This window comes from Sphingomonas sp. PAMC 26617 (genome assembly GCF_000242835.1).
Classification (GTDB): Bacteria; Pseudomonadota; Alphaproteobacteria; order Sphingomonadales; family Sphingomonadaceae; genus Sphingomonas.
Genome location: NZ_JH594425.1, coordinates 4065387 through 4090624 on the forward strand (window position 1 = coordinate 4065387; position 25238 = coordinate 4090624).

Sequence of the window (25238 nt, forward strand, 5' to 3'; positions counted from 1 at the left end):
AGCCATTGCTTCATTCCCTTTGTTGACCTGCACACGCGGTCGCGTGCGCAGTACTAAGCTGGCTGCACATCGCCAGCTCAGTTCCTTGGCGTACATACGGATAGCGCGGCTGGGCTCGGCCTTCGCGCGCATGTCCGCGCGCGTTTCTACGCTGTAAGTTCTTCGACGAACGACGTGTACGCCGCCTCATCCATGAGGGCATCGATCTCTTTGCGATCGGCCACGCGGACTGTGTAAAACCAGCCTGCGCCCATCGGATCGGCATTGACCAGGGTCGGGTCATCGGTGACGCCGACATTGATCGCCGTAACCTCGCCCGAGATGGGCGCGTCGAGACCGTTCGAGACCTTTACCGATTCCACGGCGGCGACCTCCTGCCCCTTGTCGATCCGGGCGCCGACGTCCGGGAGATCGACATGGACCACCTCACCGAGTTGCGCCTGGCCGTAATCGGTGATGCCGACGACCGCCTCGTCGCCGTCCAGCCGGACCCATTCGTGATCTTCGTTGAAACGTAGGGTGCTCATCTCGGGTCCTCCTTGTCTTGGTCGCCGATGCTCTGGGCATAGCTCTTGCCGTAGGGATAAAAGGCGTCCTTGCGGTTCTGCTGCCACGCGGCTTTGAGTTCCGGCCTCGTGATGTCCCAATCGGAGCGGCATTTCCGGCTCACGGCCCGCAGGTCCTGGCGGAGCTCGTCCATGCTCGGGCGGCCGAAATACCAGTAGCCGTTGTAGACACTGTGGATAATCAGACCGGGCTCGAGGACGAGGACGTGCGGGATCATGGGATCGTGCACCGGATCGGTATATTCGGCGATATCGAGATCCTTTTGAACGATCCGCCGGCTATCCGAGAGGAAGGGCCAATGCGCGCCCACACCGCTGCGATATTCGTTTGTCTCGGTGATGCTGTCGGTGCTGATGGTGACGAGCCGACAATAGCCGACCTCCATCTCGGCGTGCAGTTCGAGAAGCCGCTGGTGCTGCCGGCGGTCCTTCGGGCAGTAGCCCCCGCGACTGAGCACGAGCACCATCGGATCCCCGCCCTGCAAGACCGAAAGTTTTCTCCGCTTCGCGCTGTGATCGGAGAGTTCGTAGTCGGGGAAGGAAGCCCCCGGAACCATGTCGCCTCGCATCGAATCCCCCTTTCTGTTTTCGAATATTGCTCAGAGACCTGAGATTACGCTGGCCATGACTTGGCCTTCGTCAACGCCCAGAAGATCATGACATGTGAAACGCCGACGAGCGGGGCGTAAAAGGTGTAGACGTACCAGAACGTGGCGATGTCGAACCGCGGGATGTCGAGCACCACAACACCGCGGACTCCGTTCAGAAGATCCAGGAACCCCCAGATATTGGCAATCCAAACAAGGGGGATCGCGAATTGTCCATTCACGCGCAGGACCATGATACAGGCGAATGCCAGCACGGCTTCCACCAGATCGCCATAAGCAGCGTTGAAGAGAAACTGAGCAGGAACTTTGGGATCGACCATGGTCGGAACCAGTAAAGTCATTCCGACGTACCGAGGCACATGCACGAACAGGAGCAGAGTAAGCGCGGACCCTATCGGCATCTTCATCAGGCGGGGCGCGACATACCAGACCGCCACTACGCCCGCGACGAAGAGGCTGGCGACAAGCTGCAGCCAGAAGATCACGACAATGTTCATTTACGTCCGTCCTCGGATGGGGTCATCGGGCGCTGGACGCTTGAAGGAGCGGTGACGTGCGGACGATCGCTTTTCGCCGAACCCCTCGATCTTTTCGGTGAACCCGACCCGGCCGAAGGCGCGCTTCGCTGCGCCGCAGCGTCAGCCTTCACGAATGCTCGGACGCGGGCCATGTAGCTCTGGCCGATGCAGACCTCGCCTCCGGAGCGCAGGCGAACGACCCACCTTCCGGAGCGACTGCGGCCGATCGCCACGATGCTTCGCTTTGCCACAAGGGCCGAACGGTGAACGCGGAGGAAAGCTGCGGCGTCCAGGTCGCGTTCGAGCTGGGAAAGCGTGGAATGGAGCAGATACGAGCAACTCCCCAGATGGAGTCGCATATAATCGCCTTCCGCCGAGACGTAGTCGATCCGATCGACGTCGATGCGAACAGTGTCGCCGCCGTCCCGTACCCAGAACTCGGATCGAGACGTGGTCTTCGCGAGCAACGGCGCGCCCTGACGGCCGTGTACCCGCTCGAGCGCGTGGCGCAGCCGATCAAGGGTAACCGGCTTCAGCAGAGCGTTGATGACCCCGACCGCGAACGCCTCCACCGCCGACCGCTCGTGCGGGGCGGTGAAGACGTTGCTCGGTGCGGGATCTCCACGTAACCGGGCTTCGCGGGCAGCTTCGTCGACGAACGTGTCGAACACCCGATAGGCCCCCGTTTCCCCTTCAACCCTCGCGGCATGCCACGTCAGGGTTCCGGGCCGGTCCTTCACCAACAGTGCTTCTCTCGCGAGAAACGCCTCGATCTCGGCTTCTTTTCCAGGTTTGGCCGTCATCTCGACCAGTACTGCAAACCCAGACATCTCTTACTTCCTTACGCTGGAATGCGTGCAGTCGCCTGCCGCACCAACATCGCTTTACATCGCGAGCTCGGTTTCCTTGACGTCGGCGATCGGTCCGAGGATCGCCGGATCGAACGTGTCGAGGGCAGCGCGATCGGCCAGGCGCCTTGGCAAATCGGGGTTCGCCAGCGCGCCCCGACCGATGGTGACGATATCGGCACCGTCGTCCAGCGCAGCCGTCGCGCGCGCAATGTCGTGCAGACTGCCGTTGGCGAGGATCGCCGCCCTGGGTGCATGCTGTTTGGCGAGACGCATCAGGGAAGGACCGTCCGCGACGAACGCGGGACGCCAGGCCTCGAACTCGGTGACATGGATGAAATCGACGCCCGCGTCCGCCAGGCTGCCGAAGATGATCTCGGCATCGCGCTCTGCGGCCGCCCACTTGTGGTGATAGTCGTTCACCTTGCCTTGCGACAGCCGGACGCCGACCGGAACCCTTGCCCCCACCCGCGCACGCACCGCCTTCAGCGTCTCGACGATCAGCCGCACGCGGTTCTCCGTAGTGCCGCCCCAGTGATCGGTTCTGGTGTTGGCGTAATCGGTCAGAAACTGGTCGAGGAGATATCCATTGGCGCCATGGATCTCGATCGCGTCGAACCCGGCGATTTGGGTCGCACGCCCCGCTGACTCGGCAAAACCGCTGATCGCGTCTGCGATCTGCGCCTCCGTCATCGCGCTCGGCAAACCGTAGCGGTCCTTGCCGTGGTAGAACGCCATCTGTTCTCCCTTCGGCTGGATGGAGGACGGCCCGACGGTGCCGTCGCGAAACCGATTGCCCTGGCTGATCGCGCCGGCATGCATCAACTGCGCGATGGCGAGCGTACCATGGGCCTTGAGGGCGCTGACGACCGGCTTCCAGGAGTTTGCCTGGACCTCATCGGTCATGCCCGGCTGGTGGACGTAGCCCTGCGCGAAGGCCTGATCGGTATAGATGCCTTCGGTGATGACCGTCCCGAAGCCGCCCCGGGCGAAACGCTCGTAATAGCGGGTCATCCGTTCGGTCGCCCGACCGTCCTCGGTCGCCGAGATGCGCGTCATCGGCGCGACCGACAAGCGGTTCTTCGCGGTATGGCCGTTTATGATGCTCGGCGCAAAAAGGGCTGTAGTATCAGTGTCCATCGGTCATACCTCTGCATGAATACGTCGGACACCTTCCCCTTAAAAGCGAAGAGCGATCCGATCGTCGTCGCTGGATCTAGTCTGGTCGACGGGGTGGCAGAAGATGAGTTTGACGATAAGCACTATATCGATCATCGTTATATTATGGATCTTGAAGATGTTGCCCTGTTTCGCGCGATAGCATCCGTCGGCAGCCTGTCGGCTGCGGCGCGCCAGACGGGCACGTCGCCGATGCTGGTCAGTCGCAGATTGGCAGGCCTCGAGGCCGAGCTGAACGCGCGTCTGTTCCACCGCACGACGCGGGCCCTTTCCCTGACTCAAGAGGGAGAGGCGTTTCTACCGCATGCCGTCACCCTCCTGGAAGCCCGGGATTCGGCGATGGCTTCGGTTTCGTCCGGCAGCTCCGGCCGGTCAGGCGGTGCCGGCCTGTCAGGTGTGTTGAAGATCACGGCACCCAACGTCATCGGGCACACCGTCGTCGTCCCTGTCGCGGCGCGGTTGATTGCCGACAATCCCGCGCTACGCGTCGATCTGACCTTGAGCGACGGGGTCGTCGACATCGCCACGGCAGGTCTGGATGTGGCGGTGCGCGTGGCGGAGATGAAGCCATCGGGCATGATCGCGACGAGGGTGGCCGACAACCCCTTCACGCTCATCGCATCGCCGGGCTACGTCGCGCGCCTGGGGAAACCCGCTACGGCGGAAGAGCTGATGGATCACGCCTGTATCCGGCTTCACGCGATGGAGACATGGCCGTTCACAAGGGGCGGTGAGGCACACCGCGTTCGGATAAGGGGCCCTTTGTCAGCCAATACCGTCGACGCGGTGCGCGCAGCCTGCATCGCCGGCGTGGGCATCGCGATGCTGACGTACTGGGACGTCCATAAGCAGATCGAACGCGGAGAGTTGCAGCGCATCTACCTCACCGACGTCGAGCCGCGGGAGGTGGGGATATGGGCCGTCTTCCCGAGCCGCTCGCACGTGCCGGCGCGGGTTCGGGCCTTTATCGATGCGATGCGGGAGTCCTGCCTCGCAGGATCCGATGCGCCTGGGTGGGACCCGGCCAGTCCGCTGTAAACGACGGCTTGGTCGATGCAATGAGGGTGCCGTAGCTGTTTCAGCTGCATGGGCACGCGGCCGGCCCGTTGCATCGAGCGTCCTGCGCAGGCGTGCCCGCTAGGTCCGGATGCGGGCAAAACACGCTCGCAGTTCCGCGGTGAACAGCGCAGGTTGTTCGAACGCGGCGAAATGCCCGCCTTTCGACACCCGGTTCCAGTAGAACAGCTTGGAATAGGTCCGTTCGCCCCAGATCCGTGGCGGTCGGTAGATTTCTCCCGGGAAGATACTGACGCCGACTGGGATCTCCACCACGTGTCGCGACGTCTGTTCCCCCGCGTCTTCAGCATAGAGCCGGGCCGATGAGGCGGCAGTCGCCGTGACCCAGTACAACATGATGTCGTCGAGCATCGCATCGCGCGAGATGACCGATTCCGGGTTCCGGTTGCTATCCGTCCAGTCCGTGAACTTCTCGTAGATCCACATGGCTTGCCCCACCGGGGAATCGACGAGGCCGTAGCCGAGCGTTTGCGGTCGGGTTTCCTGGATGCTCCCATAGCCGGTCATCGTGCGGAAGAACGCCTTGAGCTCTGCGATGGCGGCCTTTTCCTCGTCGCCCGGCGCGCCTTCGAGCGGCGGCGGCGAAAGGGTCGGCAGGTTGAGGTGAATCGCCGCCAGCCCTTCCGGCTTCTGCACGCCGAGCCATGTGGTGACATGCGCGCCCCAGTCTCCGCCCTGAGCGACCCAGCGGTGATAACCGAGCCGCTTCATCAGCGTGCTCCAGGCGGTGGCGATCCTCGGCACGTCCCACCCCGTCCGTTCCGGCTTGTCCGAAAAGCCGTAGCCCGGCAGCGAGGGAATGACGACGTGGAACGCATCCTCGGCGCGCCCACCGTGCGCCTCCGGATCGGTTAGCGGACCGATCACGTCGAGAAACTCGACGACCGACCCCGGCCACCCGTGCGTGAGGAGGATCGGCAAGGCATTTGCGTGCTTGGAACGCACATGCAGAAAGTGAATTCCTAGACCGTCGAGCGCCGTGCGAAATTGTGGAAACGCGTTGAGCCGGCGCTCAAGCCGCCCCATGTCGTACCCATCTCGCCAATAGTCGACGAGAGCTTGAGCGCGTTCCAGCTGGACGCCTTGCGACCCGTCGGCGACGGTTTCCCGTTCGGGCCAGCGTGTCATTGCGAGCCGTCGCCTGAGATCCTCGATCGCGGCCGACGCGATGGCGACACGGAAAGCTCGCACAGCCTCCGTGGCGGGTGGCAAATCGACCCCGATGGAACCTGCGATCGACAGGTGCGCGGCTGCCTTGCCCGACGCATAGCCGAGGGCACCCAGACCTAACCCGGCCTGTAGCACCGCCCTGCGCGGCGGCGACGTGCGGCCAGTGACCTCGTCGCTTGGAAGCCCCTCTTTCATCGATCCATCCTGCTTCCTGAACACGGCAAGGGCGGGACGGCTGATCCGCGCCATATCGTCCATTCGGATTGGTCCGACCCCAGGTTACAGGTTTCAGGACGGCATCCGGCGAAAGGCAGACATTTAGGGTATGTCCGCGTGGTCGCCGGTCAGTTCGTCGCGAAAGACGGATCAAATCTGCCGTTCCCTCTGCGTCATCGACGAGCGTTTCGCGCGCCCTATCCAGCTCCGCCCGCGCGGGCGGGAAGGTCAGACGGGGCTCAGGAACAGACTTTGGCACCGCATGACAGACTTAGCGCTTTTGCCCCCCCGGTTGTGAGTGCAAGATCGCCTCCATGTGATGGAACACGGTCAGGTGCACTCCCATGAAGTTCCGCTCTGCATGCCTGGTCTTGTGCGGCGTCGCGATGTCTTTGTCCCCGTCTACGACTGTGGCCCGCGATATCGTGCCGCTGTGTGCGAATTCCGCTGGCATCGAGACGGTGCAGGCTACGGTCGGCGGCCGGGCCGGTACCTATCTGTTCGACAGCGGTATCGGGACCTCCGGCGTGACACCCGCGGTGGCCGCTGCGATCGGATGCAAACCCTGGGGGAAGGTGACCGGCTTTCGCGCGATCGGCGAGCGCGTCGACGTCCCCCGCTGCAACAGCAGCACGGTAAAGATCGACGCGTATCAAACGACCGTGCCGCAACTGTCGGTCTTCGATCTGGCCAGGTTCATGGGGCCGGCCTCGGCCGGACTCAGCGGGGCGATCGGCCTCGATGCCTTCGTGGGGCAGACGGTGACGCTGGACGTCGCGCATCACCGGCTGGTCCTCGAGGACGCAGCCAGTCTCGCCGCAATCCGCAAGACCGCGGTGGAGGTGCCGATCCGGCTCGTGCGCGTGGCGGAGGGTGCGGCGCTCACCGTGGATCTCGGGGTTCCGACATCCTCGGGAACCGCATGGATGGAACTCGACACCGGCAACTACGGCGCGTCGATGGTCGATCGCACGATTGCCGGCCTGTTCGGTTTGAACCCGTCCGACACGGCGGTTCAGCGCTGGGATGTCACCCCGGCGCAGGGGCTGCACATTTCGGGCCCGGTGATGGTCAAGGACCTCATCCTCGACGGCAACCTTGGCCGAGAGGTGCTTCGGCACTGGGAAATCACTGTGGATCTTGCTGACGGCCGTGGCTGGATCAAGCCTTTACCGTCAACGAGACCGCCAACTGATTAGCCTGGCGGATGACGACATCACACCGATCGATCCTGAACATCCGCCATCGTGCGTGCGGTCTGCGGCATGGCGCCGCGTCTGTATCCCTGCCCCTACCCTGATACCACCGCGCCCAAACCAGACGTCCGTCGTGCCCTCAATTAGCGCTTGTTGGTTTCCCGTCGGCGTGTCGGCGGAATCAGGTAGGTCTGCCGCGCCATGGGGCAGCTCGATCACCCCTTGGCCAAGCAAACGTCATTCCCACTCGATCGTGCCGGGCGGCTTGCTCGTATAGTCGTAGGTCACGCGGTTGACGCCGCGCACTTCGTTGACGATCCGCGTCGCGACGCGCGGGAGGAAATCGCCCGGGAACTGGAACGCCTGCGCGGTCATCCCGTCGGTCGAGGTCACCGCGCGCAGTGCCAGCACGTTGTCATACGTCCGCCCGTCGCCCATCACGCCGACGCTGCGTACCGGCAGCAGCACCGCGAACGCCTGCCAGATCGCGTCGTACAGCCCAGCGCGGCGGATTTCCTCGAGATAGACCGAGTCCGCCTTGCGCAGGATATCGCAGCGTTCCTTGGTCACTTCGCCCGGGATGCGGATCGCGAGACCCGGCCCCGGGAACGGATGCCGCCCGACGAAAATCTCGGGCAGGCCAAGCTCGCGGCCCAGCGCGCGGACTTCATCCTTGAACAGTTCGCGCAGCGGCTCGACCAGCTGCATCTTCATCCGCGCGGGGAGGCCGCCGACATTGTGGTGGCTCTTGATCGTCACCGACGGCCCGCCGGTGAAGCTGACGCTCTCGATCACATCTGGGTAGAGCGTCCCCTGCGCAAGGAAGTCCGCGCCGCCGATCTTCCTGGCTTCCGCCTCGAAGATGTCGATGAACGCGCCGCCGATGAACTTGCGCTTCGCCTCGGGGTCGGTGACGCCCGCGAGCCCGGCCATGAACGTTTCCTCGGCGTCCACATGGACCAGCGGGATGTTATAGTGGTTGCGGAACAGCGTGACGACCTGATCCGCCTCGCCGCTGCGCATCAGACCGTGGTCGACGAACACGCAGGTCAGCTGCTCGCCGATCGCCTCGTGGATCAGCACTGCCGCGACCGCCGAATCAACCCCGCCGGACAGCCCGCAGATGACCTTGCCACTGCCGACCTGCGAGCGGATCTCGGCGATCTTGGTCGCGCGGAACTCCGCCATCGTCCAGTCGCCGGTCAGCCCGCAGACGTGCCGCGCGAAGGTTGCGATCAGCTTGGCGCCATCCGGCGTGTGGACCACCTCGGGGTGGAACTGCATCGCGTAATAATGCCGGTCGTCGTCCGCGATCACTGCGAACGGCGCGCCCGGGCTCGCCGCGACGGGGCGGAAACCGGGGGCGAGCGCGGTGACTTTGTCGCCATGGCTCATCCACACCTGATGCGCTTCGCCCGGCGTCCACACGCCGTCGAACAACGCGCAGGCATCGCCGATCTCGATCACCGCATGGCCGAATTCGCCGCTGTCGCCGAGCGTCACCGTTCCGCCGAGCTGGTGCATCAGCACCTGCTGCCCGTAGCAGATTCCCAGAATCGGCACGCCGCTGTCCAGAATAGACTGAGGAATGCGCGGGCTGTTCTCGTCGAGCACCGAGGCGGGGCTGCCCGACAGGATCACGCCCTTGGGCTGCATCCGCGCGAACGCATCGGCGGCGGTCGTGAACGGGGCGATCTCGCTATAGACCCCCGCTTCGCGCACGCGGCGTGCGATCAGCTGCGTAACCTGGCTGCCGAAATCGACGATGAGGATGGAGTCGCTGGGATGGGTCATGCGGCCAGATAGCAGAAGTGCGCCGCGATGCCAGAGGGCGGGGACGAATTGGCGGGCGCAACGCCCGCAAGAGCCAAACGTCGGGTTAACCCGTTATAGAGGGCGCGCTGCCAGACAGGGCTGATGCGTAGCCTTCTCCGTTCGCCGGTCGATCTGGCCGTGATCGTCCTTCTTTCGCTCCTTCTGTTCGTCGCCTTCTTCGACGTCGCGATGCTGGCACCACGGAACATCGGCTGGCTGCTCCGCGGGAGCGACAGCGGCGAGAATGCGCTGGGGCTGCACGCCTGGCTCAACGACCCTCATGCCACTCTTTTCCGGACCTATTTGCTCAACGCGCCGGACGGCGTGACGCTGCTGTTCACCGACAGCAATCCCCTGCTCGCGCTGCTCGTGGCGCCACTGGCGCGACTTGCGGGCGGAGACCTGCAAGTCGTCGGGCCGTGGCTGCTGGCCTGCCTGATCCTGCAGCTCAGCTTGGCGAGGGCGCTGCTGAGCCCCTATGCGCCCAGCCGGCTCATGCTGTGGATCGGGGTGATCTTGCTGACCTTGCTGCCATCGCTTTTTCTCCGGCAGGTTCACGTGAACCTTTGCGCGCATTGGTTGCTGTTGTGGGCCTTGTGGATCTTCATCGATCCGCGCCGCGCGGCCGACGGGCGCTGGTGGTTGGCCGTGGTCGTGTGCGCCGCGCTGGTTCACAGCTACCTGCTGCTGATGGTTGCCGCCATCTGGGGCAGCGCCATGCTCGAACGGTGGATAGGCCTGGAAAAAGGCCGGGCTGGCCGGCGCAACCTCCTGCTCGGCGCGGCTGGCGTCGCAATCGCCGCAGCGACCTGCGTCTTCCTCCTCGTCGATCGCGGCGGTCTCGTCCCCACGCATTCGTTCGGACAGTTCGGCATGCCCATCGATGCGCCCTGGAACCCGGCGATTGGCGGCCTGGCGCGCTTCCTGCCCGCCTACGCACAAGCGCCGGATCGCCAGATGGAGGCATTTCAGTATCTCGGCGCAGGTTTGTTACTGCTCATCGCAGCAATGCCGTTCAGTCTTGCGACCGGGCGCGAGACCATCGCCACGACCGGCTCGCTACACCGGCGGCTCTGCTGGCTGATTCCGGCGGGGACCGTCTTGACGATGTTGGCCATCACGCATCGCATGGATTATGCCGGTGTGACGCTGGTGCACATTCCGCTGTCCGCCACGATGGTTGCGGCGCTCGACCCGATCCGGGCATCGGCGCGGCTGTTCTGGCCGGTCGCCTATGGACTCGTGTTCGCCGCGATCACGGCGGCCTACCGCCTGCCACCCGCAAGGGGACAGTTGCTGCTCACGGTCGCGCTCGCGGTCCAGGTCCTCGACCTTGGCGGCCTGGCCCATTTCACGCGGGAGACGGCCAGCGGTGCGCGAGACCCGTCCAAATGGATCCGTACCCGCGATCCACGCTGGGCAATGGCGATTTCGGCAGCGCACGACGTGACCATCATGCCGCCCAATGCGGTGGAACAGCTCGATCTGTTTCAGGAGCTCGCATGGCGCGCGGTCGATGCGGGGCGCCCGATCCGGCTGGTCTATGCCTCCCGCAGCAATGTAGTGACCAAGGCACGGTTGAAGCGAGAGGAACAGGCGTTCGATCGCGGCGATCTCGATCCGCATCGGCTGTATGTCCTCCTCCCGCAGGCAAAGCTGCCAAAGGTGTCGGCCGACCGAATCGCGATGCTGGACGGTGTCCGCGTCATTCTTCCCCGACCGGACGGTCGGGGCAAGAACGACTGACGGACGCGCTACTGGACCGGCTTGACCGCCAGACCGGTCCACTTCGCCGCAAACGCCCAGGCGTCCGCAGTCTCGGCGATGACCTTGTCGGTCGGCTTGCCCGAGCCATGACCCGCGCGCGTCTCGATCCGCACCAGCCGCGGCTTCGGCCCGAGGTCGAGCGACTGGAGCATCGCGGTATATTTGAACGTGTGCCCCGGCACGACCCGGTCATCGGTGTCCGCCGTCTCCGCGAGGATCGCCGGATACGGCTTGCCCGCACGGATGTTGTGGTACGGCGAATAGGCGTAGAGCGTCTTGAAATCGGCCTCCTTGGACGGATAGCCGTAATCGTCGACCCAATAGCGCCCCGCGGTGAAACGGTCGAACCGCAGCATGTCCATCACGCCGACTGCAGGGACCGCCGCGGCGAACAGGTCGGGACGCTGGTTGGTGACCGCCCCCACAAGCAACCCGCCGTTCGACCCGCCCTGGATGACGAGCTGGTCCTTGCCGGTGATCTTCTGCGCCTTCAGATACTCGCCCGCCGCGATGAAATCGTCGAACACGTTCTGCTTTTGCGCGAGGCGTCCGCCGTCGTGCCACGCCTTGCCATACTCCCCGCCCCCGCGGATGTTGGCGACCGCGAGCACGCCGCCCTGCTCGAGCCACGCGAGCCGTGTTGCGGAGAAGGTCGGCGTGACCGAGATGTTGAACCCGCCATAAGCGTAGAGCAGCGTCGGCGCGGGGCCGGTCACGTCCTTGCGCCGGACGACGAACATCGGGACGCGGGTGCCGTCCTTCGACGTGTAGAAGCGCTGGTCGACCTGATAGCCCGCCGGATCGAACGCCACCTTGGGACTGGCCCAGGGAGTCGCCTTGCCGGTGCTGACATCATAGCGGTAGATCGTCGTGGGGGTGGCGAAGCTGGTGAACGCGTAGAAGGTCTCGCTATCGTCCGCGTCCCCGCCAAAGCCACCCACATCGCCGATTCCGGGCAGCGTGACCGTGCCGTCCGCCTTGCCGTCGAGCGTGAACCGACGGACCTCGCTCTTCACGTCCGCCAGATACGACACGAGCAGCCGCCCGCCGACCAGATTCGCTCCGTCGATCACGTCCTTGCCCTGCGCGACGATCTCGGTTTCGGGCACTTCGGCCGAGCGCGCATAGAGATTGGTCGCCACGATCCGGCCACGGGGCGCGCCCTTGTTCGTCACCCAGTAGAAATTGCCGCCGACATTGCCCGCCAGCGTCCACTCGTTCTCGAGCCCCTTGACGATCGTCCGGGGCGCAGGCTTGGGCGCGGCCAGGTCGATCACGGTGATCTGATAGCGGTTGTCGGTCCCTTCGTGGGTGGTGATGACGAGCCACTTGCCGTCATCCGTCACCTGCGCGGTGTGCCCGAGCTTCGGTTGGTCCGGGGTCGCGTAGATCAGGGCATCCGTAGATTGCGGCGTGCCGAGCTTGTGAAAGAAGACCTGCTGGTTCTCGTTGAGCGCCTGGAACTTGGACCCATCCGCCGGCGCGGCGAACCGGGAGTAAAAGAAGCCCGAGCCGTCCTTCGCCCACGACAGGCCGGAGAACTTGACCCATTCGACCGTATCGGACACCGCGCCGGACGCGACGTCGAGCACTTTGACGGTGCGCCAGTCGGTCCCGCCGTCCTGCACGGCATAGGCCAGCTTCTTGCCGTCCTCCGACGCGCTCCATTCGGCGAGCGCGGTCGCGCCGTCCTTCGACCAGCCGTTAGGGTCGATCAGCACCCGCCCCTCGCCGCCGACGCTGTCGCGAACGTACAGGACCGCCTGGTTTTGCAGGCCCGCGTTGCGGCTGTAGAAATAGCGCCCGCCTTTCTTCACCGGCACGCCGAACCGCTCGTAATCGAGCAACTGCTTCAGTCGCGCCGCAAAGATGTCCCGCCCGGGCAGCGTCGCGAGATAGGCGTTGGTGACGGCATTCTGGTCGACCACCCACTTGGCGACCTCAGGGTCGGTCCGGACGTCGTTCTCGAGCCAGCGATACGGATCGGCGACCTTGACGCCGAACTGTTCGTCGACCTGCGCGGTGCGTCGGGTTTCGGGATATTGCATGTGGGGAGCCTGTGTCTGCGCGAGGGCGGGGGAAGCGAGGAGAACCGCGAGGATCGGAAAAGGACGCATGCAAACCCCAGAAACGAAGAAAGGAGCCACACTCTGGACGAGTGCAGCTCCTTTCTCAATCCCGCGGGACGGACGGCTTACGCCGCGTCGTCATACTCTTCGCCGGTCATCACCGGGCCCGAATCCTGGCCCTTCGCGCTGACGTCGCGGTCGACGAACTCGATCACCGCCATCGGCGATGCGTCCGACAGGCGGATACCCGCCTTGATGATGCGCGTGTAGCCGCCGTTGCGACCGGCATAACGCTCGGCCAGAACGTCGAACAGCTTGGTCAGCTGCGCATCGTCAAGCAACCGCGCGTGTGCGAGACGACGGTTGGACAGGCCACCCTTCTTCGCGAGCGTGATCATCTTCTCGATGTACGGGCGCAGTTCCTTCGCCTTGGCGACGGTCGTGGTGATCTGCTCGTGCTTGATGAGCGCGGCGCTCATGTTGCGGAACAGGGCAATGCGGTGGGCCGAGGTCCGCTGAAGCTTACGGCCGCCTACGCGATGACGCATGGTATGTCCTTCGTTCGATAAGGGGCCGTGTGAGGTACCCCAGAGCCGGTGGGGACGGTGGCCCACCCGATGTTCCGTCGTACCCGCGGGAGCGGGAACCCTAACTATAGCCGGATACGCCGCGGCAAAGCCGCGTCGTCGGTCGGGCCTGGGGCCCGCCGGCCGGGCTTTCGCCGTCTCGGGATTAGCGTCGCTAATCCCGTGCCGCTCAGCCCATGATTTCCTGCTCGAGCTTCTTCGCCATCTCTTCGATGTTCTCGGGCGGCCAGCCGGGGATTTCCATGCCCAGGCGGAGACCCATGCTCGACAGCACTTCCTTGATCTCGTTGAGCGACTTGCGGCCGAAGTTCGGCGTGCGCAGCATCTCGGCTTCGGTCTTCTGGACCAGATCGCCGATGTAGATGATGTTGTCGTTCTTGAGGCAGTTGGCGCTGCGAACCGAAAGCTCGAGCTCGTCGACCTTCTTGAGCAGGTAGCGGTTGATCTGCTGCGTATCGCCCGAAACCTCGGTGCCACCGGCGGCAGGCGCTGCCTGGCCGATCGGGGCCTGACGCGTCACGCTCGAATCGTCGAAGCCGACGAACAGCGCAAGCTGGTCCTGCAGGATGCGACCGGCGTAACCGACGGCTTCCTCGGGCGAAACCGTACCGTCGGTCTCGATCGTCAGCGTCAGCTTGTCGTAATCGAGCTCCTGCCCGACGCGGGTGTTCTCGACCTTGTAGCTGACCTGCTTGACCGGCGAATACAGTGCATCGACCGGGATCAGGCCGATCGGCGCATCGGCCGGACGGTTCGACACGGCGGGGACATAGCCCTTGCCGACGTCTGCGGTCAGTTCCATGTTCAGCGTCGCGCCATCATCGAGATGGCAGAGCACGAGCTGCGGGTTCATCACTTCGATGTCGCCCGAAACCGCGATGTCACCCGCCTTGACCGGACCCGGGCCCGTTGCCGACAGCTGGAGCCGCTTGGGGCCTTCACCCTGCATGCGCAAAGCGATCTGCTTCACGTTGAGCACGATGTCGGTCACGTCCTCGCGGACACCCGCCAGCGACGAGAATTCGTGCAGCACGTTCTCGATCTTGATCGAGGTCACCGCCGCGCCCTGCAGCGAAGACAACAAAACGCGCCGCAGCGCGTTGCCGAGCGTCAGGCCGAAACCCCGCTCCAGCGGCTCGGCGATGAAGGTCGCCTTGCGCTTGCCGTCTCCGCCGGGCTTCTTTTCGAGACCGGACGGCTTCTTGAGCTCCTGCCAGTTCTTTGCATTGACGGACATAGGCTATCCCTTGATTTTGGGCCGGCACGGGCGATGCCGACCAAGTGGGAATCGGACCGTGCAGCGCGATCAACCGCGCACGGCCGAGACGAAATCAGACGCGGCGACGCTTCGAAGGACGCACGCCGTTGTGCGGGATCGAGGTAACGTCACGGATCGAGGTGATCTGGAAACCGACCGCCTGCAGCGCGCGAAGCGCCGACTCACGGCCCGAACCCGGGCCCTTCACTTCGACTTCGAGCGTGCGAACGCCGTGCTCGGCTGCCTTCTTGCCCGCGTCTTCCGCTGCGACCTGTGCCGCATACGGGGTCGACTTGCGCGAGCCCTTGAAGCCCATTGCGCCGGCCGACGACCACGAGATCGCGTTGCCCTGGGCATCGGTGATCGTGATCATGGTGTTGTTGAAGCTTGCGTTCACATGTGCGACACCAGAGGTGATGTTCTTGCGCTCACGCCGCTTAATGCGTTGCGGTTCACGTGCCATTGTCTTGTCCTAACCCTACTGCAGGAGCGAGCCGCGGTCACCCGCGGCTCAAGCTCACTTCTTCTTACCGGCGATCGGCTTTGCCTTGCCCTTGCGGGTGCGCGCATTGGTATGCGTGCGCTGGCCGCGAACGGGGAGGCCCTTGCGATGGCGCAGGCCGCGATAGCAGGCCAGATCCATCAGGCGCTTGATGTTCATCGCAACGGTGCGACGAAGATCACCCTCGACCGTGTAATCGGCGTCGATGGTCTCGCGAATGTGGAGGACTTCCTGGTCGGTCAGGTCCTGCACGCGCGCGGTCATCGGAATGCCCAGCTTGGTGACGATTTCCTTGGCCTTGGTGTCTCCAATGCCGTGGATGTAGGTGAGCGCGATTACTACGCGCTTGTTGGTCGGGATGTTGACCCCGGCGATACGTGCCATGAACTTGTTTCTCCTGCTCCACGGGACATGCATGGCTGCACATCCCATCTCATCGCGTTGCGCAACCGAACCCCGTGCCTTGCCAAAAAACGCAACACACCGGCGAGCGCAAACAAGCGCCGCCGGAGACCGGTGGTTCGGAATGCCGAGCTGGTAAAGATCGACTCGCCGCCTGTCAAGCACGCGTGACCGGTTTGCCTAGCGCGAGATGGGAACCACGATCGCGGCGATCAACCCAGGCGCATTGTCCTGCAGTTCGACCCGTCCCTCATGCAACCGTGCGACCGCCTCGACCAGCGCCATCCCCAGCCCCGCCCCGGGCAGGCTGCGCGCGCGATCGAGCCGACCGAAGCGACGCAACGCTTCTGCCCGATCCGCCTCCGCGATGCCGGGGCCGCGATCCTCGACCTGGAAGCGCGCGGCATTCCCCGCCATCGCCAGGCGCAGAACGATCTCACCGCCGACCGCGGCGTGGCGTAGCGCGTTGTCGATCAGATTGGCGATCGCCTGAGTCATCAACTCGCGGTGAAGCACGATGGGCGGAAGCCCGGTCGCGACGATCGCTTCGAACCGCATTCCGGCGTCCTCGACCACGGGCGCATACAGATCGGCAATTTCCTCGACCAGCGTCGCCGGGTCGATCCGCGCGAGCCGGTCGCGCGAGACGCTCTCGGCGCGCGTAATCTCGATCATCGTCGACAGCATGCGCATCACGAGATCGGTCTCGATCAGCAGCCCCCCCATCGCCGCCTCGCGCTGCGCGGGATCGGCCTGGAGCACCGCCGCCTCCGCCTTGGCGCGCAACCGCGCGAGCGGCGAGCGCAGGTCATGCGCGAGGCCGTCGGTGACGATCCGCAGTTCGCCCATCAGCCGTTCGGTCTTGTCGAGCATTGCATTCAGCCGTGTCGCGAGCCGGTCGAATGCGTCCCCGCTCGCGGCGTTGACGACCCGCCGCGAGAGATCGCCCGCAGCGACGCCTTCGATCACGTCCGCGACGCGATCGAGCCGGCGCCCGACATAGCGCGTGACGACCAGCCCCCCGCCGACCCCGAGCGCGAGCGACAGCAGCATGGCGGCGGCAAGCGCACGTTCGATCCCGCGTTGCTCGGCGTTCCAGTCGTCAAGAACGCGGCCGCTGACCAGGCGATACGGGCCGATCTGGCGCACCGCATAGCCGACCTCGCGCTCAGACCAGGGGGGGCCAATCGCGCGGATCCGGAAGCCGAGGTTAGGCCAGCGGGCGAAGCCATCGAGTTCGGGGCCGACACCCGCGATCAACCGGCCATCGCGCGCGATCACCGCGACGATCCGGGACAGGTCGCCAGGTGCCCGCGCTTCGCGGATCGTGCGCCCGAGTGCCGGAAGCCCGCCACTGCGATAGACCGCGATCAAGGCGTCGGATTGCTCGATCGTGTCGCGGCGCAGTTCGTCGATCGCATCGTCGCGGACCACCTTCCACACGAAGGCGACGAGCACGAGATTGGAGACGAGCGCGAGCAGGATCGACAGCAAAGCGATCCGTGCCGTGACCGACAGGCGGATCAAGGCTCGACCGACAGCCGATACCCGGCGCCACGCACCGTATGCAGGATCGGTGCGGGGAATCCGTCCTCCAGCTTGCGGCGCAACCGGCCGATATGGACGTCGACCACGTTAGAGCCTGGGTCGAAATGGTAATTCCAGATCTTCTCAAGCATCATCGTCCGGGTCACCACCTGCCCCGCATGCCGAGCGAGATACTCGAGCAGGTTGAACTCGCGTGCGCCGAGCGAGATCGGCTTGCCCTGCCGCGCGACGGTGCGCGCGAGCAGGTCGATCTCGAGGTCGCCGACCGACAGGCGCGTCGGTTGCCCCTCGGTCGCGCCGCGATCGACCCGCCGGAAGATCGCGTCGATCCGCGCAGTGAGTTCGGCGAAGGAGAAGGGTTTGACGAGATAATCGTCCGCGCCCGCGTTGAGCCCGTCGATCCGGTCGTCGACCGTCCCCAGCGCGGACAGCACCAGCGTCGGCGTGCTGACTCCGGCCGCGCGGATCGCGCCCAGCATCGCAAGGCCGTTGAGGCCCGGGAGCATGCGATCGGCGATGATCAGGTCGAAGATCCCCTCGCTCGCGAGGAACAGGCCGTCCCGACCGTCGGCACAGGTCTCGACCGCATAGCCCGTCTCTGCCAGCCCCTTCGCCAGATAGGCGGCGGTCGAGCTATCGTCTTCAACAATCAGGATCTTGCGGGTCACAGGCGGCATTCCGGGCGGTTTCCTCATGCCTAGAATGAAATGAGGCCGACGGAAAGCGAGCCTTCCGCCGGCCAACGGCACTCCCGGGAGTGCGAGTGCCGATCTCGGTGATGATTTCCGGCCGCGTGCATCGGCCATGCCGGGATGTTTGCACCGGATTGCCTGCGCGATCCGGTGACATTGAGGTGACGAAAATGTCATTGAGGTTTCTGAGTTTCGGTCGGATGCGGCGGGAAACAGCGCCCCCTATTCTGCCGTCATGCTGAACTCGTTTCAGCATCCACCGCCCAACGGGGAAGGTCCGGACTCGCGGAGGGCTGGATCCTGAAACGAGTTCAGGATGACGGGTGTGCGGGGGGGTGCCCTAAATCGTCGAGCGTAAGCGGCGAAAGCAAACGCGCTCCCCGCCCGCCTCACTTCAAATCGCGTCGAGAATACGCTCGATCGCCTTCGACACGCTGTCCATGTCCGCCATCCCATCGACCCCCGCGAGCAGCCCGCGCGCTTCGTAGATCGGGATGATCGGCTCGGTCTTCGCACGATACTCCGCCATGCGCGTGCGCACGGTGTCTTCGTTATCGTCCGGACGGCGCTTGAACTCGTGGTGCCCGCACACGTCGCACGTGCCGGCAACCTTGGGCTGCTTGAAGTGATCGTGATAGCCAGCGCCACAATTGCCGCAGGTGAACCGCCCGACGATCCGCTCGACCAGCGCATCCTCGTCGACCGTCAGCTCGATCACCTTGTCGAGCGTCCGCCCGCGTGCGGCAAGGATCGCGTCGAGCTGCTCAGCCTGCGCCGCGGTGCGCGGATAGCCGTCGAAGATCACACCCTTGTCGGTATCGCCCATGTCGAGCCGCTCGCCGATGATGCCCGAGACGATCTCGTCCGAAACGAGCTGCCCCGATTCCATCACCGCCTTCGCCTGAAGCCCGACCGGGCTTCCCGACTTGACCGCGGCGCGCAGCATGTCGCCCGTCGAGAGCTGCACCATGCCGCGGTCGCTTTCGAGGCGCGCCGCCTGGGTGCCCTTGCCCGCGCCCGGGGGGCCCAACAGAATGATATTCACGCGACTCTCCCGTTTACCGTCGCCGCGCTTAGCGCAGACGTCCGCCCTTCAGCTTCGCCTTCTTGATCAGGTCACCATATTGGTGCGCAAGCAAGTGGCTCTGGATCTGCGTCACCGTGTCCATCGTCACGTTGACGACGATCAGCAGGCTCGTCCCGCCGAGGTAGAAGGGGATCGACAACGCCGAAACCAGATACTCGGGCAGCAGGCAAATGATCGCGAGATAGCCCGCCCCGATCACGGTGATGCGCGTCAGCACATAATCGAAATAGGTCTCGGTGTTCTTGCCCGGACGGATGCCCGGGATGAACCCGCCATGCCGCTTCAGATTGTCTGCGGTCTCTTCCGGGTTGAACACGACGGCGGTGTAGAAGAACGAGAAGAAGATGATCCCCGCACCGTACAGCAGCATGTAGGCGACGCTGCCATGCTGCAGATACTGGTTGAGCGTGATCACGACCGAGCCCCACCACGTATCGCCCGACACGTTCTTGCCCGCGAACTGCGTGATCGTCAGCGGCATCAGCAGCAACGACGATGCGAAGATCGGCGGGATGACGCCCGCGGTGTTGATCTTGAGCGGCAGATGGCTGCGGTCCGACTGCATCCCGCGCTGGGTCTGGCGCTTGGGGTACTGGATGAGAATGCGGCGCTGCGCGCGCTCCATGAAGCAGATGAACAGGATAAGCCCCGCCACCGCGACGATGATCGCGACCAGCGTGAAGCCGGTGACGTTCCCGCCCCCGGTCCGCGCGGTCTGCGCGAGATTGAACAGCGTCGTCGGCAGGTTCGCGACAATGCCGGCCATGATGATCAGCGACATGCCGTTGCCGATGCCGCGGCTGGTGATCTGCTCGCCGATCCACATCAGGAACATCGTACCGCCGACCAGGCTGATGACCGAGCCGATGATGAACAGCATGCCGGGATCGACCACAACGCCCTGGCTCTGGAAGCCGAGGCTGAGGAAATAGCCCTGGATGACGGTCAGCGCGACGGTCCCGAAGCGCGTGTACTGGTTCAGCCGCTTGCGCCCGCTCTCGCCTTCCTTCTTGATCGCGGCAAGCGTCGGCGACAACGAGGTCGCGAGCTGAACCACGATCGAGGCGGTGATGTACGGAGTAACGCCCAGCGCGATCAGACTGGCGCGCTTGAGCGAACCGCCCGAGAAGGCGTTGAAGAAATCGAGCACGCCGCCATTGGTGCGGCTCGCCAGCGCGGCAAGCGCGGTCGGGTCGATCCCCGGCAGCGGGACGTAGCTGAGCAGGCGGAACACGATCAGCGCGCCGATGGTGAACCACAGCCGCTTCTTGAGGTCGGTCGCCTGCGCGAACTTCGACAGGCTGATGCTTGAGGCCATTTTATCGGCTGCGGATGCCATGCGGTTGATCGTCCTGGAATCGATATCGGCGGAAACAAAAACGGCGGGAAACGTTTTACCGCCCCGCCGCTTCATATAGTCATGGAGGCGCGCTTGCCTAGCCGTTGCAGTCCGCTACCGCTTCCCCAGCGAAGGCCGGGGCCCAGTAGCGGACCGATTGAAGTTCGGGCGCACCCTCCATTACCTCCATCACCACGCTTGGGCCCCGGCCTTCGCCAGGGAAGCGTTGATGGAAAACGCGAGCGAGTTACGCCTTGAACGACGCCTTGTGCGCCTGGCGCTCCTTGTACTTCACGCCCTTCTTGGCAGCGGCCTTCTCGTTTGCCGGCATGACGTAGATCACGTCGACCGAACCGCCCGCCTTCTCGACCGCTTCGATCGCGCCCTTCGACGCGCCGGCAACCGTGAACTTGAGGACCGTGGTCAGCTCGCCCTTGCCGAGCAGACGGACGCCGTCCTTGCCACCGCGTGCGAGGCCAGCGGCCTTGAGCGCTTCGTGGTCGATCGAAGCGCCAGCCTCGATCTTGCCCGCGTCGATCGCCATCTGGATCGCACCGAGGTTTACCTCGGCATAATCCTTGGCGAAAATGTTGTTGAAGCCGCGCTTAGGCAGACGCATGTGAAGCGGCATCTGGCCGCCTTCGAAGCCGGCGATCGAAACGCCTTCACGGCTCTTCTGGCCCTTCTGGCCGCGGCCTGCGGTCTTGCCCTTGCCCGAACCGATACCACGGCCGACACGCATCTTGGATTTACGCGCGCCCTGATTGTCGCGGATTTCATTGAGTTTCATGAGTTGCACTCGCTTTCGCTTTTGTCGCGCTGATAAAAAGAAGAAGGGGGCCGTTAGCCCCCTTCCCCGCATTTGTCACTAGGCAAGCTGCAAAAGCGGCTGCCCAGAGATACCTGTTGTCGTGACGGATGCCACAGCGCCTGCTTTCACAGACGCTGCAAGCCTTACGCCTCGATCTTCACCATATGCGCGACCTTGCGGATCATCCCCCGGACTTCCGGGGTATCCTCGAGCTCGCGCGTCTTGTGCATCTTGTTGAGGCCGAGGCCGATCAGCGTTGCGCGCTGGTCGGCTTCGCGGCGGATCGGCGAACCGGTCTGCGTGATCTTGATGGTCGCCATCGATATTACTCCGCGATCGCTTCGGCCTGGGCCTCTGCGACGTCCTTGTCCGCGCCACCACGGCCGAGCAGGTCCGCAATCTTCTTGCCGCGACGCTGCGCAACCGCCTTCGGGCTGACCTGTGCGGTCAGCGACTCGAAGGTCGCGCGGATCATGTTGTAGGGGTTCGACGTGCCGACCGACTTGGTCACCACGTCCGCGACGCCGAGCGCCTCGAACACGGCGCGCATCGGGCCGCCCGCGATGATGCCGGTGCCGGGAGGCGCCGAGCGCAGCGTGACGAGGCCGGCACCGAAGTGACCGCGACCGTCATGATGCAGCGTACGACCTTCCTTGAGCGGAACGCGAACCATCGCCTTCTTGGCGGCAGCCGTCGCCTTGGAGATGGCTTCCGGCACTTCGCGTGCCTTGCCATGACCGAAGCCGACACGCCCCTTGCCGTCGCCTACGACGACCAGCGCTGCGAAGCCGAAGCGCTTACCGCCCTTGACCGTCTTCGAGACGCGGTTGATGTGAACCAGCTTCTCGATCAGCTCTTCGCCACCATCGTCCGAACCCGGACGACCGCCGCGATTGTCGCGACCGCCGCGGCTGTCACGGCCACCCCGGTTGGGGCCACCGCCGCCAGGACCGGTGCGACCACGACCACCACGGGGCCCGCGGCCCTGCGGTGCATCGTTCGGCGTCGTTGCCGGTGCGGCGATCTCGCCGGTGTTGATCTCATCCGCCATGTCTTAGAACTCCAATCCGGCTTCGCGCGCGGCTTGCGCCAGCGCCTTGACGCGGCCGTGGAACAGGAAGCCGCCACGGTCGAAGACGACCTGCGTCACGCCGGCTGCCTTGGCTGCCTCGGCGACACGCGTGCCGACACCGATCGCTGCATCGACATTGGCCCCGGTCGTGTCGCGCACGTCCTTTTCCAGCGTCGAGGCAGCGGCAACGGTCACGCCCTTGGCGTCGTCGATGATCTGCGCATAGATGTGACGACCCGAACGGTGGATCGACAGCCGCGGACGGCCCGTTCCACGCGCACGGAGCGCGGTGCGATTGCGGCGGCGCCGCTTCTCGAAGAGAGACATACCCTTGGTCGACATTACTTCTTTTTCCCTTCCTTGCGGAAGATGAACTCGCCGTCGTACTTGATGCCCTTGCCCTTGTACGGCTCGGGCTTACGCCACTGGCGAATTTCCGCGGCCAGCTGGCCGACCTTCTGCTTGTCCGTGCCCGAGATCTCGATCGTCGTGTTGTCGGGGGTCTTGACCTCGATCCCCTCCGGCACGTTGATGTTGACGTCGTGGCTGTAGCCGAGCTTCAGGTTCAGATTGCGACCCTGGGCCGCGGCACGATAACCAACGCCGTTGATCAGCAGCTTCTTGGTGAAGCCGTCCGACACGCCGGTGATCAGGTTCTGAACCATGGTACGCTGCATGCCCCAGAAGGCACGAGCGCGCTTGGTCTCGTTCGCCGGGACGACGGAAATGCCGCCGTCCTCGAGCGTGTAGCTGATCTCGTCGCGCAGCGGCATCGCCAGGGTGCCCTTGGGGCCCTTCACGCTGATCTGCCCGCCGTCGATCGTCGCAGAGACGCCGGCGGGAACGGTGATCGGCTTTTTACCGATGCGGCTCATCAGAACACCTCCGCGAGGACTTCGCCGCCGACGTTCTGCTCACGCGCTTCCGCGTCGGACAGAACACCCTTGGGGGTGGAAACGATCGTGATGCCGAGGCCGTTCATGATGCGCGGCAATTCGGTCGAACCCGAATAGACGCGACGACCGGGCTTGGACACACGGGCAACGTGCTTGATCGCGGGCTGGCCCTCGAAATACTTCAGCTCGATGCGGATGCCGGCCGCGGGGCCCATCTGCTCTTCGCTATAGCCACGGATGTAGCCTTCGCGCTGAAGCACGTCGAGAACGCGGGTCCGCAGCTTGGAGCCCGGCGTCAGGACGGAGTCCTTGCGCGCGCGCTGGCCGTTGCGGATGCGGGTGAGCATATCACCCAGGGGATCGGTCAATGCCATCTCGTGATCCTTACCAGCTCGACTTCGTAACGCCCGGGATCAGGCCCTTGTTGGCCAGATCGCGCAGCTGAATACGGCAGAGGCGGAACTTGCGATAATATGCGCGCGGACGACCCGTCAGCTCGCAGCGGTTGCGGATGCGCGTCGGGTTCCCGTTGCGGGGAATCTCGGCCATCTTCAGGCGGGCTTCGATCCGCTCGCCGTCGCTCAGCGTGCTGTCGGCAGCGATTGCCTTCAGCGCGGCGTACTTGGGCGCGTACTTCTTGACGAGCATCTTGCGACGCTCGTTCTTGTTCACCGAACTTACCTTGGCCATCTTATGCCGCCTTCTTCTGGTCGTCAGCAGACTCTGAGCCAGTCACTTCTGGCGGGAACGGGAAGCCGAACAGACGGAGCAGCTCGCGCGCCTCGTCGTCGGTCTTCGCGCTGGTCGTGACGATCACGTCGAGACCGCGGACCTTGTCGATCTTGTCATAGCTGATTTCCGGGAAAACCAGCTGCTCCTTCAGACCGCAGGCATAGTTGCCGCGGCCGTCGAACGACTTGGGGTTGAGCCCGCGAAAATCGCGAACGCGCGGGAGCGCGATCGTGATGAAGCGGTCGAGGAATTCGTACATCCGCTCACGGCGAAGCGTGACCTTGACGCCGATCGGCATGCCTTCACGCAGCTTGAACTGCGCGATCGACTTCTTGGCCTTGGTCACGACGGGACGCTGCCCTGCGATCAATTCCATTTCGCCGAAAGCCTGGTCGACCTTCTTCTTGTCCTGCGTCGCCTCGCCAACGCCCATGTTGAGCGTGATCTTCTCGATGCGCGGAACTTCCATCGCGTTCTTGTAGCCGAACTTCTCGGTCATCGCTGCGATGACCTTGTCGTCGTAAATGCCCTTCATGCGGGGCTTGGTAGCTGCATCAGCCATCGATCTTGTCTCCGGTCTTGACCGCAACACGAACCTTCTTGCCGTCCTGGGTCTCGAAACGAACGCGCGTCGGCTTGCCGTCGGCGGTCACATGCGCGACCTTCGAAACGTGCATCGGCGCTTCGCTGCGCATCAGGCCACCCTGCGGGTCACCCTGGCTCGGCTTGGTGTGGCGAACGGCGATGTTCACGCCGGACACGACGACCTTGCCGTCCTTCGGCATCGCCATCGTGACGTCACCGGTCTTGCCCTTGTCCTTGCCGGACAGGACGATGACGCGGTCGCCTTTCTTGATACGTGCAGTGGCCATTACAGCACCTCCGGCGCAAGGCTGATTATCTTCATGTGCTTCTTGCCGCGAAGCTCACGCACGACTGGGCCGAAGATACGGGTGCCGATCGGCTCCTCGTTCTTGTTGACCAGCACGGCCGCATTCGAATCGAAGCGGATCACGGTGCCATCGGCGCGGCGAATGTCCTTCGCCGTACGCACGATGACGGCACGGTGCACGTCGCCCTTCTTCACGCGGCCGCGCGGTGCGGCCTCCTTCACGCTGACGACGATGATGTCGCCAACGCCTGCAACACGACGCTTGGAACCCCCAAGCACCTTGATGCACATAACCCGCTTCGCGCCGCTGTTGTCAGCGACCTCGAGATTGGATTGCATCTGGATCATTGGATCCGCTTCCTTCTCATCTGGGGCCGATACCGACCGGTCC

The 25238-nt window shown here is 64.4% G+C and carries 29 protein-coding genes; 3 read left to right on the plus strand and 26 right to left on the minus strand.

Annotated features, from left to right (window positions below; translation table 11 throughout):
* Positions 1 to 146 precede the first annotated feature (146 nt).
* Genes gcvH through RH91_RS18100 form a run of 5 tightly spaced genes read right to left on the minus strand, consistent with a single transcriptional unit; the run spans position 147 to position 3680 of the window.
* Positions 147 to 527 carry a glycine cleavage system protein GcvH gene (gene gcvH, locus RH91_RS18080; protein ID WP_010164536.1) on the minus strand — a complete coding sequence of 127 codons (381 nt, stop codon included), beginning with the start codon at positions 525 to 527 and terminating at the stop codon, positions 147 to 149.
* Positions 524 to 1135, minus strand: a complete 612-nt coding sequence (locus tag RH91_RS18085; RefSeq protein WP_029624051.1) for a redoxin domain-containing protein — start codon at positions 1133 to 1135, stop codon at positions 524 to 526. Before RH91_RS18085 ends, gcvH begins: the two co-directional genes overlap by 4 nt.
* A 44-nt stretch (positions 1136 to 1179) precedes the next feature.
* Positions 1180 to 1671 (minus strand): hypothetical protein, encoded by a 492-nt coding sequence (locus RH91_RS18090; protein WP_010164540.1) that lies wholly within the window; start codon positions 1669 to 1671, stop codon positions 1180 to 1182.
* The gene (locus tag RH91_RS21280; RefSeq protein ID WP_010164542.1) at positions 1668 to 2522 is read right to left on the minus strand and encodes a LytTR family transcriptional regulator DNA-binding domain-containing protein; all 855 of its coding nucleotides are present in this window, start codon (positions 2520 to 2522) and stop codon (positions 1668 to 1670) included. Before RH91_RS21280 ends, RH91_RS18090 begins: the two co-directional genes overlap by 4 nt.
* Before the next feature lie 54 nt (positions 2523 to 2576).
* Positions 2577 to 3680: an NADH:flavin oxidoreductase gene (locus RH91_RS18100; RefSeq protein ID WP_010164543.1), complete on the minus strand. Its 1104-nt coding sequence runs from the start codon at positions 3678 to 3680 to the stop codon at positions 2577 to 2579.
* A 15-nt stretch (positions 3681 to 3695) separates the two neighbouring features.
* Here RH91_RS18100 and RH91_RS18105 point away from each other — a divergent pair, with 15 nt between their 5' ends.
* Positions 3696 to 4757: a LysR family transcriptional regulator gene (locus tag RH91_RS18105; protein ID WP_010164546.1), complete on the plus strand. Its 1062-nt coding sequence runs from the start codon at positions 3696 to 3698 to the stop codon at positions 4755 to 4757.
* A 99-nt stretch (positions 4758 to 4856) separates the two neighbouring features.
* Here RH91_RS18105 and RH91_RS18110 read toward each other — a convergent pair whose 3' ends face one another.
* The gene (locus tag RH91_RS18110) at positions 4857 to 6224 is read right to left on the minus strand and encodes an epoxide hydrolase family protein (RefSeq protein ID WP_010164547.1); all 1368 of its coding nucleotides are present in this window, start codon (positions 6222 to 6224) and stop codon (positions 4857 to 4859) included.
* 368 nt (positions 6225 to 6592) lie between these two features.
* Here RH91_RS18110 and RH91_RS18115 point away from each other — a divergent pair, with 368 nt between their 5' ends.
* Positions 6593 to 7381 (plus strand): aspartyl protease family protein, encoded by a 789-nt coding sequence (locus RH91_RS18115; RefSeq protein ID WP_010164548.1) that lies wholly within the window; start codon positions 6593 to 6595, stop codon positions 7379 to 7381.
* Between the two features lie 234 nt (positions 7382 to 7615).
* Here the strand turns inward: RH91_RS18115 and guaA are convergent, their stop codons facing one another.
* The gene (gene guaA, locus RH91_RS18120) at positions 7616 to 9172 is read right to left on the minus strand and encodes a glutamine-hydrolyzing GMP synthase (RefSeq protein WP_010164549.1); all 1557 of its coding nucleotides are present in this window, start codon (positions 9170 to 9172) and stop codon (positions 7616 to 7618) included.
* Positions 9173 to 9295: 123 nt separating this feature from the next.
* Here guaA and RH91_RS18125 point away from each other — a divergent pair, with 123 nt between their 5' ends.
* A complete protein-coding gene (locus RH91_RS18125) occupies positions 9296 to 10939 on the plus strand; it encodes a DUF6311 domain-containing protein (protein WP_010164550.1) in 1644 nt (547 codons plus the stop codon).
* An 8-nt stretch (positions 10940 to 10947) separates the two neighbouring features.
* On the opposite strand, the gene RH91_RS18130 is transcribed toward RH91_RS18125, so the two are convergent.
* From RH91_RS18130 to rplN, 19 genes are all read right to left on the minus strand, one after another.
* Positions 10948 to 13077: a prolyl oligopeptidase family serine peptidase gene (locus tag RH91_RS18130; protein WP_029624053.1), complete on the minus strand. Its 2130-nt coding sequence runs from the start codon at positions 13075 to 13077 to the stop codon at positions 10948 to 10950.
* Positions 13078 to 13154: 77 nt separating this feature from the next.
* Entirely contained in the window at positions 13155 to 13577 is a 423-nt protein-coding gene (gene rplQ / locus RH91_RS18135; RefSeq protein ID WP_010164552.1) for a 50S ribosomal protein L17, read from the minus strand.
* A gap of 208 nt (positions 13578 to 13785) precedes the next feature.
* Positions 13786 to 14853, minus strand: a complete 1068-nt coding sequence (locus RH91_RS18140) for a DNA-directed RNA polymerase subunit alpha (protein WP_010164554.1) — start codon at positions 14851 to 14853, stop codon at positions 13786 to 13788.
* A gap of 94 nt (positions 14854 to 14947) precedes the next feature.
* Positions 14948 to 15337, minus strand: coding sequence for a 30S ribosomal protein S11 (rpsK, locus tag RH91_RS18145; RefSeq protein WP_010164557.1), 390 nt, complete (start codon positions 15335 to 15337; stop codon positions 14948 to 14950).
* Between the two features lie 54 nt (positions 15338 to 15391).
* Positions 15392 to 15760 carry a 30S ribosomal protein S13 gene (gene rpsM, locus RH91_RS18150; protein ID WP_010164558.1) on the minus strand — a complete coding sequence of 123 codons (369 nt, stop codon included), beginning with the start codon at positions 15758 to 15760 and terminating at the stop codon, positions 15392 to 15394.
* Positions 15761 to 15958: 198 nt separating this feature from the next.
* On the minus strand, positions 15959 to 17305 hold the full coding sequence (locus tag RH91_RS18155; protein ID WP_010164559.1) for a HAMP domain-containing sensor histidine kinase: 1347 nt from the start codon (positions 17303 to 17305) through the stop codon (positions 15959 to 15961).
* Positions 17302 to 17994 (minus strand): response regulator transcription factor, encoded by a 693-nt coding sequence (locus RH91_RS18160; RefSeq protein WP_010164560.1) that lies wholly within the window; start codon positions 17992 to 17994, stop codon positions 17302 to 17304. Before RH91_RS18160 ends, RH91_RS18155 begins: the two co-directional genes overlap by 4 nt.
* 418 nt (positions 17995 to 18412) lie before the next feature.
* On the minus strand, positions 18413 to 19063 hold the full coding sequence (locus RH91_RS18165) for an adenylate kinase (RefSeq protein WP_010164561.1): 651 nt from the start codon (positions 19061 to 19063) through the stop codon (positions 18413 to 18415).
* A 28-nt stretch (positions 19064 to 19091) separates the two neighbouring features.
* Positions 19092 to 20444 carry a preprotein translocase subunit SecY gene (secY, locus tag RH91_RS18170; protein WP_010164562.1) on the minus strand — a complete coding sequence of 451 codons (1353 nt, stop codon included), beginning with the start codon at positions 20442 to 20444 and terminating at the stop codon, positions 19092 to 19094.
* 247 nt (positions 20445 to 20691) lie between these two features.
* The gene (gene rplO / locus RH91_RS18175) at positions 20692 to 21234 is read right to left on the minus strand and encodes a 50S ribosomal protein L15 (protein WP_010164563.1); all 543 of its coding nucleotides are present in this window, start codon (positions 21232 to 21234) and stop codon (positions 20692 to 20694) included.
* 164 nt (positions 21235 to 21398) lie between these two features.
* The gene (gene rpmD / locus RH91_RS18180) at positions 21399 to 21575 is read right to left on the minus strand and encodes a 50S ribosomal protein L30 (protein WP_010164564.1); all 177 of its coding nucleotides are present in this window, start codon (positions 21573 to 21575) and stop codon (positions 21399 to 21401) included.
* A 5-nt stretch (positions 21576 to 21580) separates the two neighbouring features.
* The gene (rpsE, locus tag RH91_RS18185; protein ID WP_010164566.1) at positions 21581 to 22306 is read right to left on the minus strand and encodes a 30S ribosomal protein S5; all 726 of its coding nucleotides are present in this window, start codon (positions 22304 to 22306) and stop codon (positions 21581 to 21583) included.
* Between the two features lie 3 nt (positions 22307 to 22309).
* Positions 22310 to 22669, minus strand: a complete 360-nt coding sequence (gene rplR / locus RH91_RS18190; RefSeq protein WP_010164568.1) for a 50S ribosomal protein L18 — start codon at positions 22667 to 22669, stop codon at positions 22310 to 22312.
* On the minus strand, positions 22669 to 23202 hold the full coding sequence (gene rplF, locus RH91_RS18195) for a 50S ribosomal protein L6 (RefSeq protein WP_010164569.1): 534 nt from the start codon (positions 23200 to 23202) through the stop codon (positions 22669 to 22671). Before rplF ends, rplR begins: the two co-directional genes overlap by 1 nt.
* Complete coding sequence (rpsH, locus tag RH91_RS18200) at positions 23202 to 23597, minus strand: 30S ribosomal protein S8 (RefSeq protein WP_010164570.1); 396 nt, start codon at positions 23595 to 23597, stop codon at positions 23202 to 23204. Before rpsH ends, rplF begins: the two co-directional genes overlap by 1 nt.
* Before the next feature lie 10 nt (positions 23598 to 23607).
* Positions 23608 to 23913 carry a 30S ribosomal protein S14 gene (gene rpsN, locus RH91_RS18205; RefSeq protein WP_010164571.1) on the minus strand — a complete coding sequence of 102 codons (306 nt, stop codon included), beginning with the start codon at positions 23911 to 23913 and terminating at the stop codon, positions 23608 to 23610.
* Between the two features lies 1 nt (position 23914).
* Positions 23915 to 24517, minus strand: coding sequence for a 50S ribosomal protein L5 (gene rplE / locus RH91_RS18210; protein WP_026046697.1), 603 nt, complete (start codon positions 24515 to 24517; stop codon positions 23915 to 23917).
* Positions 24510 to 24827 carry a 50S ribosomal protein L24 gene (rplX, locus tag RH91_RS18215; protein ID WP_010164573.1) on the minus strand — a complete coding sequence of 106 codons (318 nt, stop codon included), beginning with the start codon at positions 24825 to 24827 and terminating at the stop codon, positions 24510 to 24512. The genes rplE and rplX overlap by 8 nt, the downstream gene beginning before the upstream one ends.
* On the minus strand, positions 24827 to 25195 hold the full coding sequence (rplN, locus tag RH91_RS18220; RefSeq protein ID WP_010164574.1) for a 50S ribosomal protein L14: 369 nt from the start codon (positions 25193 to 25195) through the stop codon (positions 24827 to 24829). Before rplN ends, rplX begins: the two co-directional genes overlap by 1 nt.
* Between the last annotated feature and the right edge of the window lie 43 nt (positions 25196 to 25238).

Excerpts from the sequence above, each read along its gene's own strand:
- rplN (WP_010164574.1), bottom strand. The coding sequence starts at position 25,195 with ATGATCCAGATGCAATCCAATCTCGAGGTCGCTGACAACAGCGGCGCG.
- rplR (WP_010164568.1), bottom strand. The coding sequence starts at position 22,669 with ATGTCGACCAAGGGTATGTCTCTCTTCGAGAAGCGGCGCCGCCGCAAT.
- rplQ (WP_010164552.1), bottom strand. The coding sequence starts at position 13,577 with ATGCGTCATCGCGTAGGCGGCCGTAAGCTTCAGCGGACCTCGGCCCAC.
- RH91_RS18105 (WP_010164546.1), top strand. The coding sequence starts at position 3,696 with ATGAATACGTCGGACACCTTCCCCTTAAAAGCGAAGAGCGATCCGATC.
- rpsE (WP_010164566.1), bottom strand. The coding sequence starts at position 22,306 with ATGGCGGATGAGATCAACACCGGCGAGATCGCCGCACCGGCAACGACG.
- RH91_RS18100 (WP_010164543.1), bottom strand. The coding sequence starts at position 3,680 with ATGGACACTGATACTACAGCCCTTTTTGCGCCGAGCATCATAAACGGC.
- RH91_RS18110 (WP_010164547.1), bottom strand. The coding sequence starts at position 6,224 with ATGGACGATATGGCGCGGATCAGCCGTCCCGCCCTTGCCGTGTTCAGG.
- guaA (WP_010164549.1), bottom strand. The coding sequence starts at position 9,172 with ATGACCCATCCCAGCGACTCCATCCTCATCGTCGATTTCGGCAGCCAG.
- rpmD (WP_010164564.1), bottom strand. The coding sequence starts at position 21,575 with ATGGCGACCATCAAGATCACGCAGACCGGTTCGCCGATCCGCCGCGAA.
- rplF (WP_010164569.1), bottom strand. The coding sequence starts at position 23,202 with ATGAGCCGCATCGGTAAAAAGCCGATCACCGTTCCCGCCGGCGTCTCT.
- RH91_RS18140 (WP_010164554.1), bottom strand. The coding sequence starts at position 14,853 with ATGTCCGTCAATGCAAAGAACTGGCAGGAGCTCAAGAAGCCGTCCGGT.
- rpsH (WP_010164570.1), bottom strand. The coding sequence starts at position 23,597 with ATGGCATTGACCGATCCCCTGGGTGATATGCTCACCCGCATCCGCAAC.
- rplE (WP_026046697.1), bottom strand. The coding sequence starts at position 24,517 with ATGGCTGATGCAGCTACCAAGCCCCGCATGAAGGGCATTTACGACGAC.
- RH91_RS18085 (WP_029624051.1), bottom strand. The coding sequence starts at position 1,135 with ATGCGAGGCGACATGGTTCCGGGGGCTTCCTTCCCCGACTACGAACTC.
- rplO (WP_010164563.1), bottom strand. The coding sequence starts at position 21,234 with ATGAAACTCAATGAAATCCGCGACAATCAGGGCGCGCGTAAATCCAAG.
- RH91_RS18130 (WP_029624053.1), bottom strand. The coding sequence starts at position 13,077 with ATGCGTCCTTTTCCGATCCTCGCGGTTCTCCTCGCTTCCCCCGCCCTC.
- rpsN (WP_010164571.1), bottom strand. The coding sequence starts at position 23,913 with ATGGCCAAGGTAAGTTCGGTGAACAAGAACGAGCGTCGCAAGATGCTC.
- RH91_RS18090 (WP_010164540.1), bottom strand. The coding sequence starts at position 1,671 with ATGAACATTGTCGTGATCTTCTGGCTGCAGCTTGTCGCCAGCCTCTTC.
- secY (WP_010164562.1), bottom strand. The coding sequence starts at position 20,444 with ATGGCATCCGCAGCCGATAAAATGGCCTCAAGCATCAGCCTGTCGAAG.
- rpsK (WP_010164557.1), bottom strand. The coding sequence starts at position 15,337 with ATGGCACGTGAACCGCAACGCATTAAGCGGCGTGAGCGCAAGAACATC.
- RH91_RS21280 (WP_010164542.1), bottom strand. The coding sequence starts at position 2,522 with ATGTCTGGGTTTGCAGTACTGGTCGAGATGACGGCCAAACCTGGAAAA.
- gcvH (WP_010164536.1), bottom strand. The coding sequence starts at position 527 with ATGAGCACCCTACGTTTCAACGAAGATCACGAATGGGTCCGGCTGGAC.
- rplX (WP_010164573.1), bottom strand. The coding sequence starts at position 24,827 with ATGGCCACTGCACGTATCAAGAAAGGCGACCGCGTCATCGTCCTGTCC.
- rpsM (WP_010164558.1), bottom strand. The coding sequence starts at position 15,760 with ATGGCACGTATCGCCGGGGTCAACATCCCGACCAACAAGCGCGTAGTA.
- RH91_RS18125 (WP_010164550.1), top strand. The coding sequence starts at position 9,296 with ATGCGTAGCCTTCTCCGTTCGCCGGTCGATCTGGCCGTGATCGTCCTT.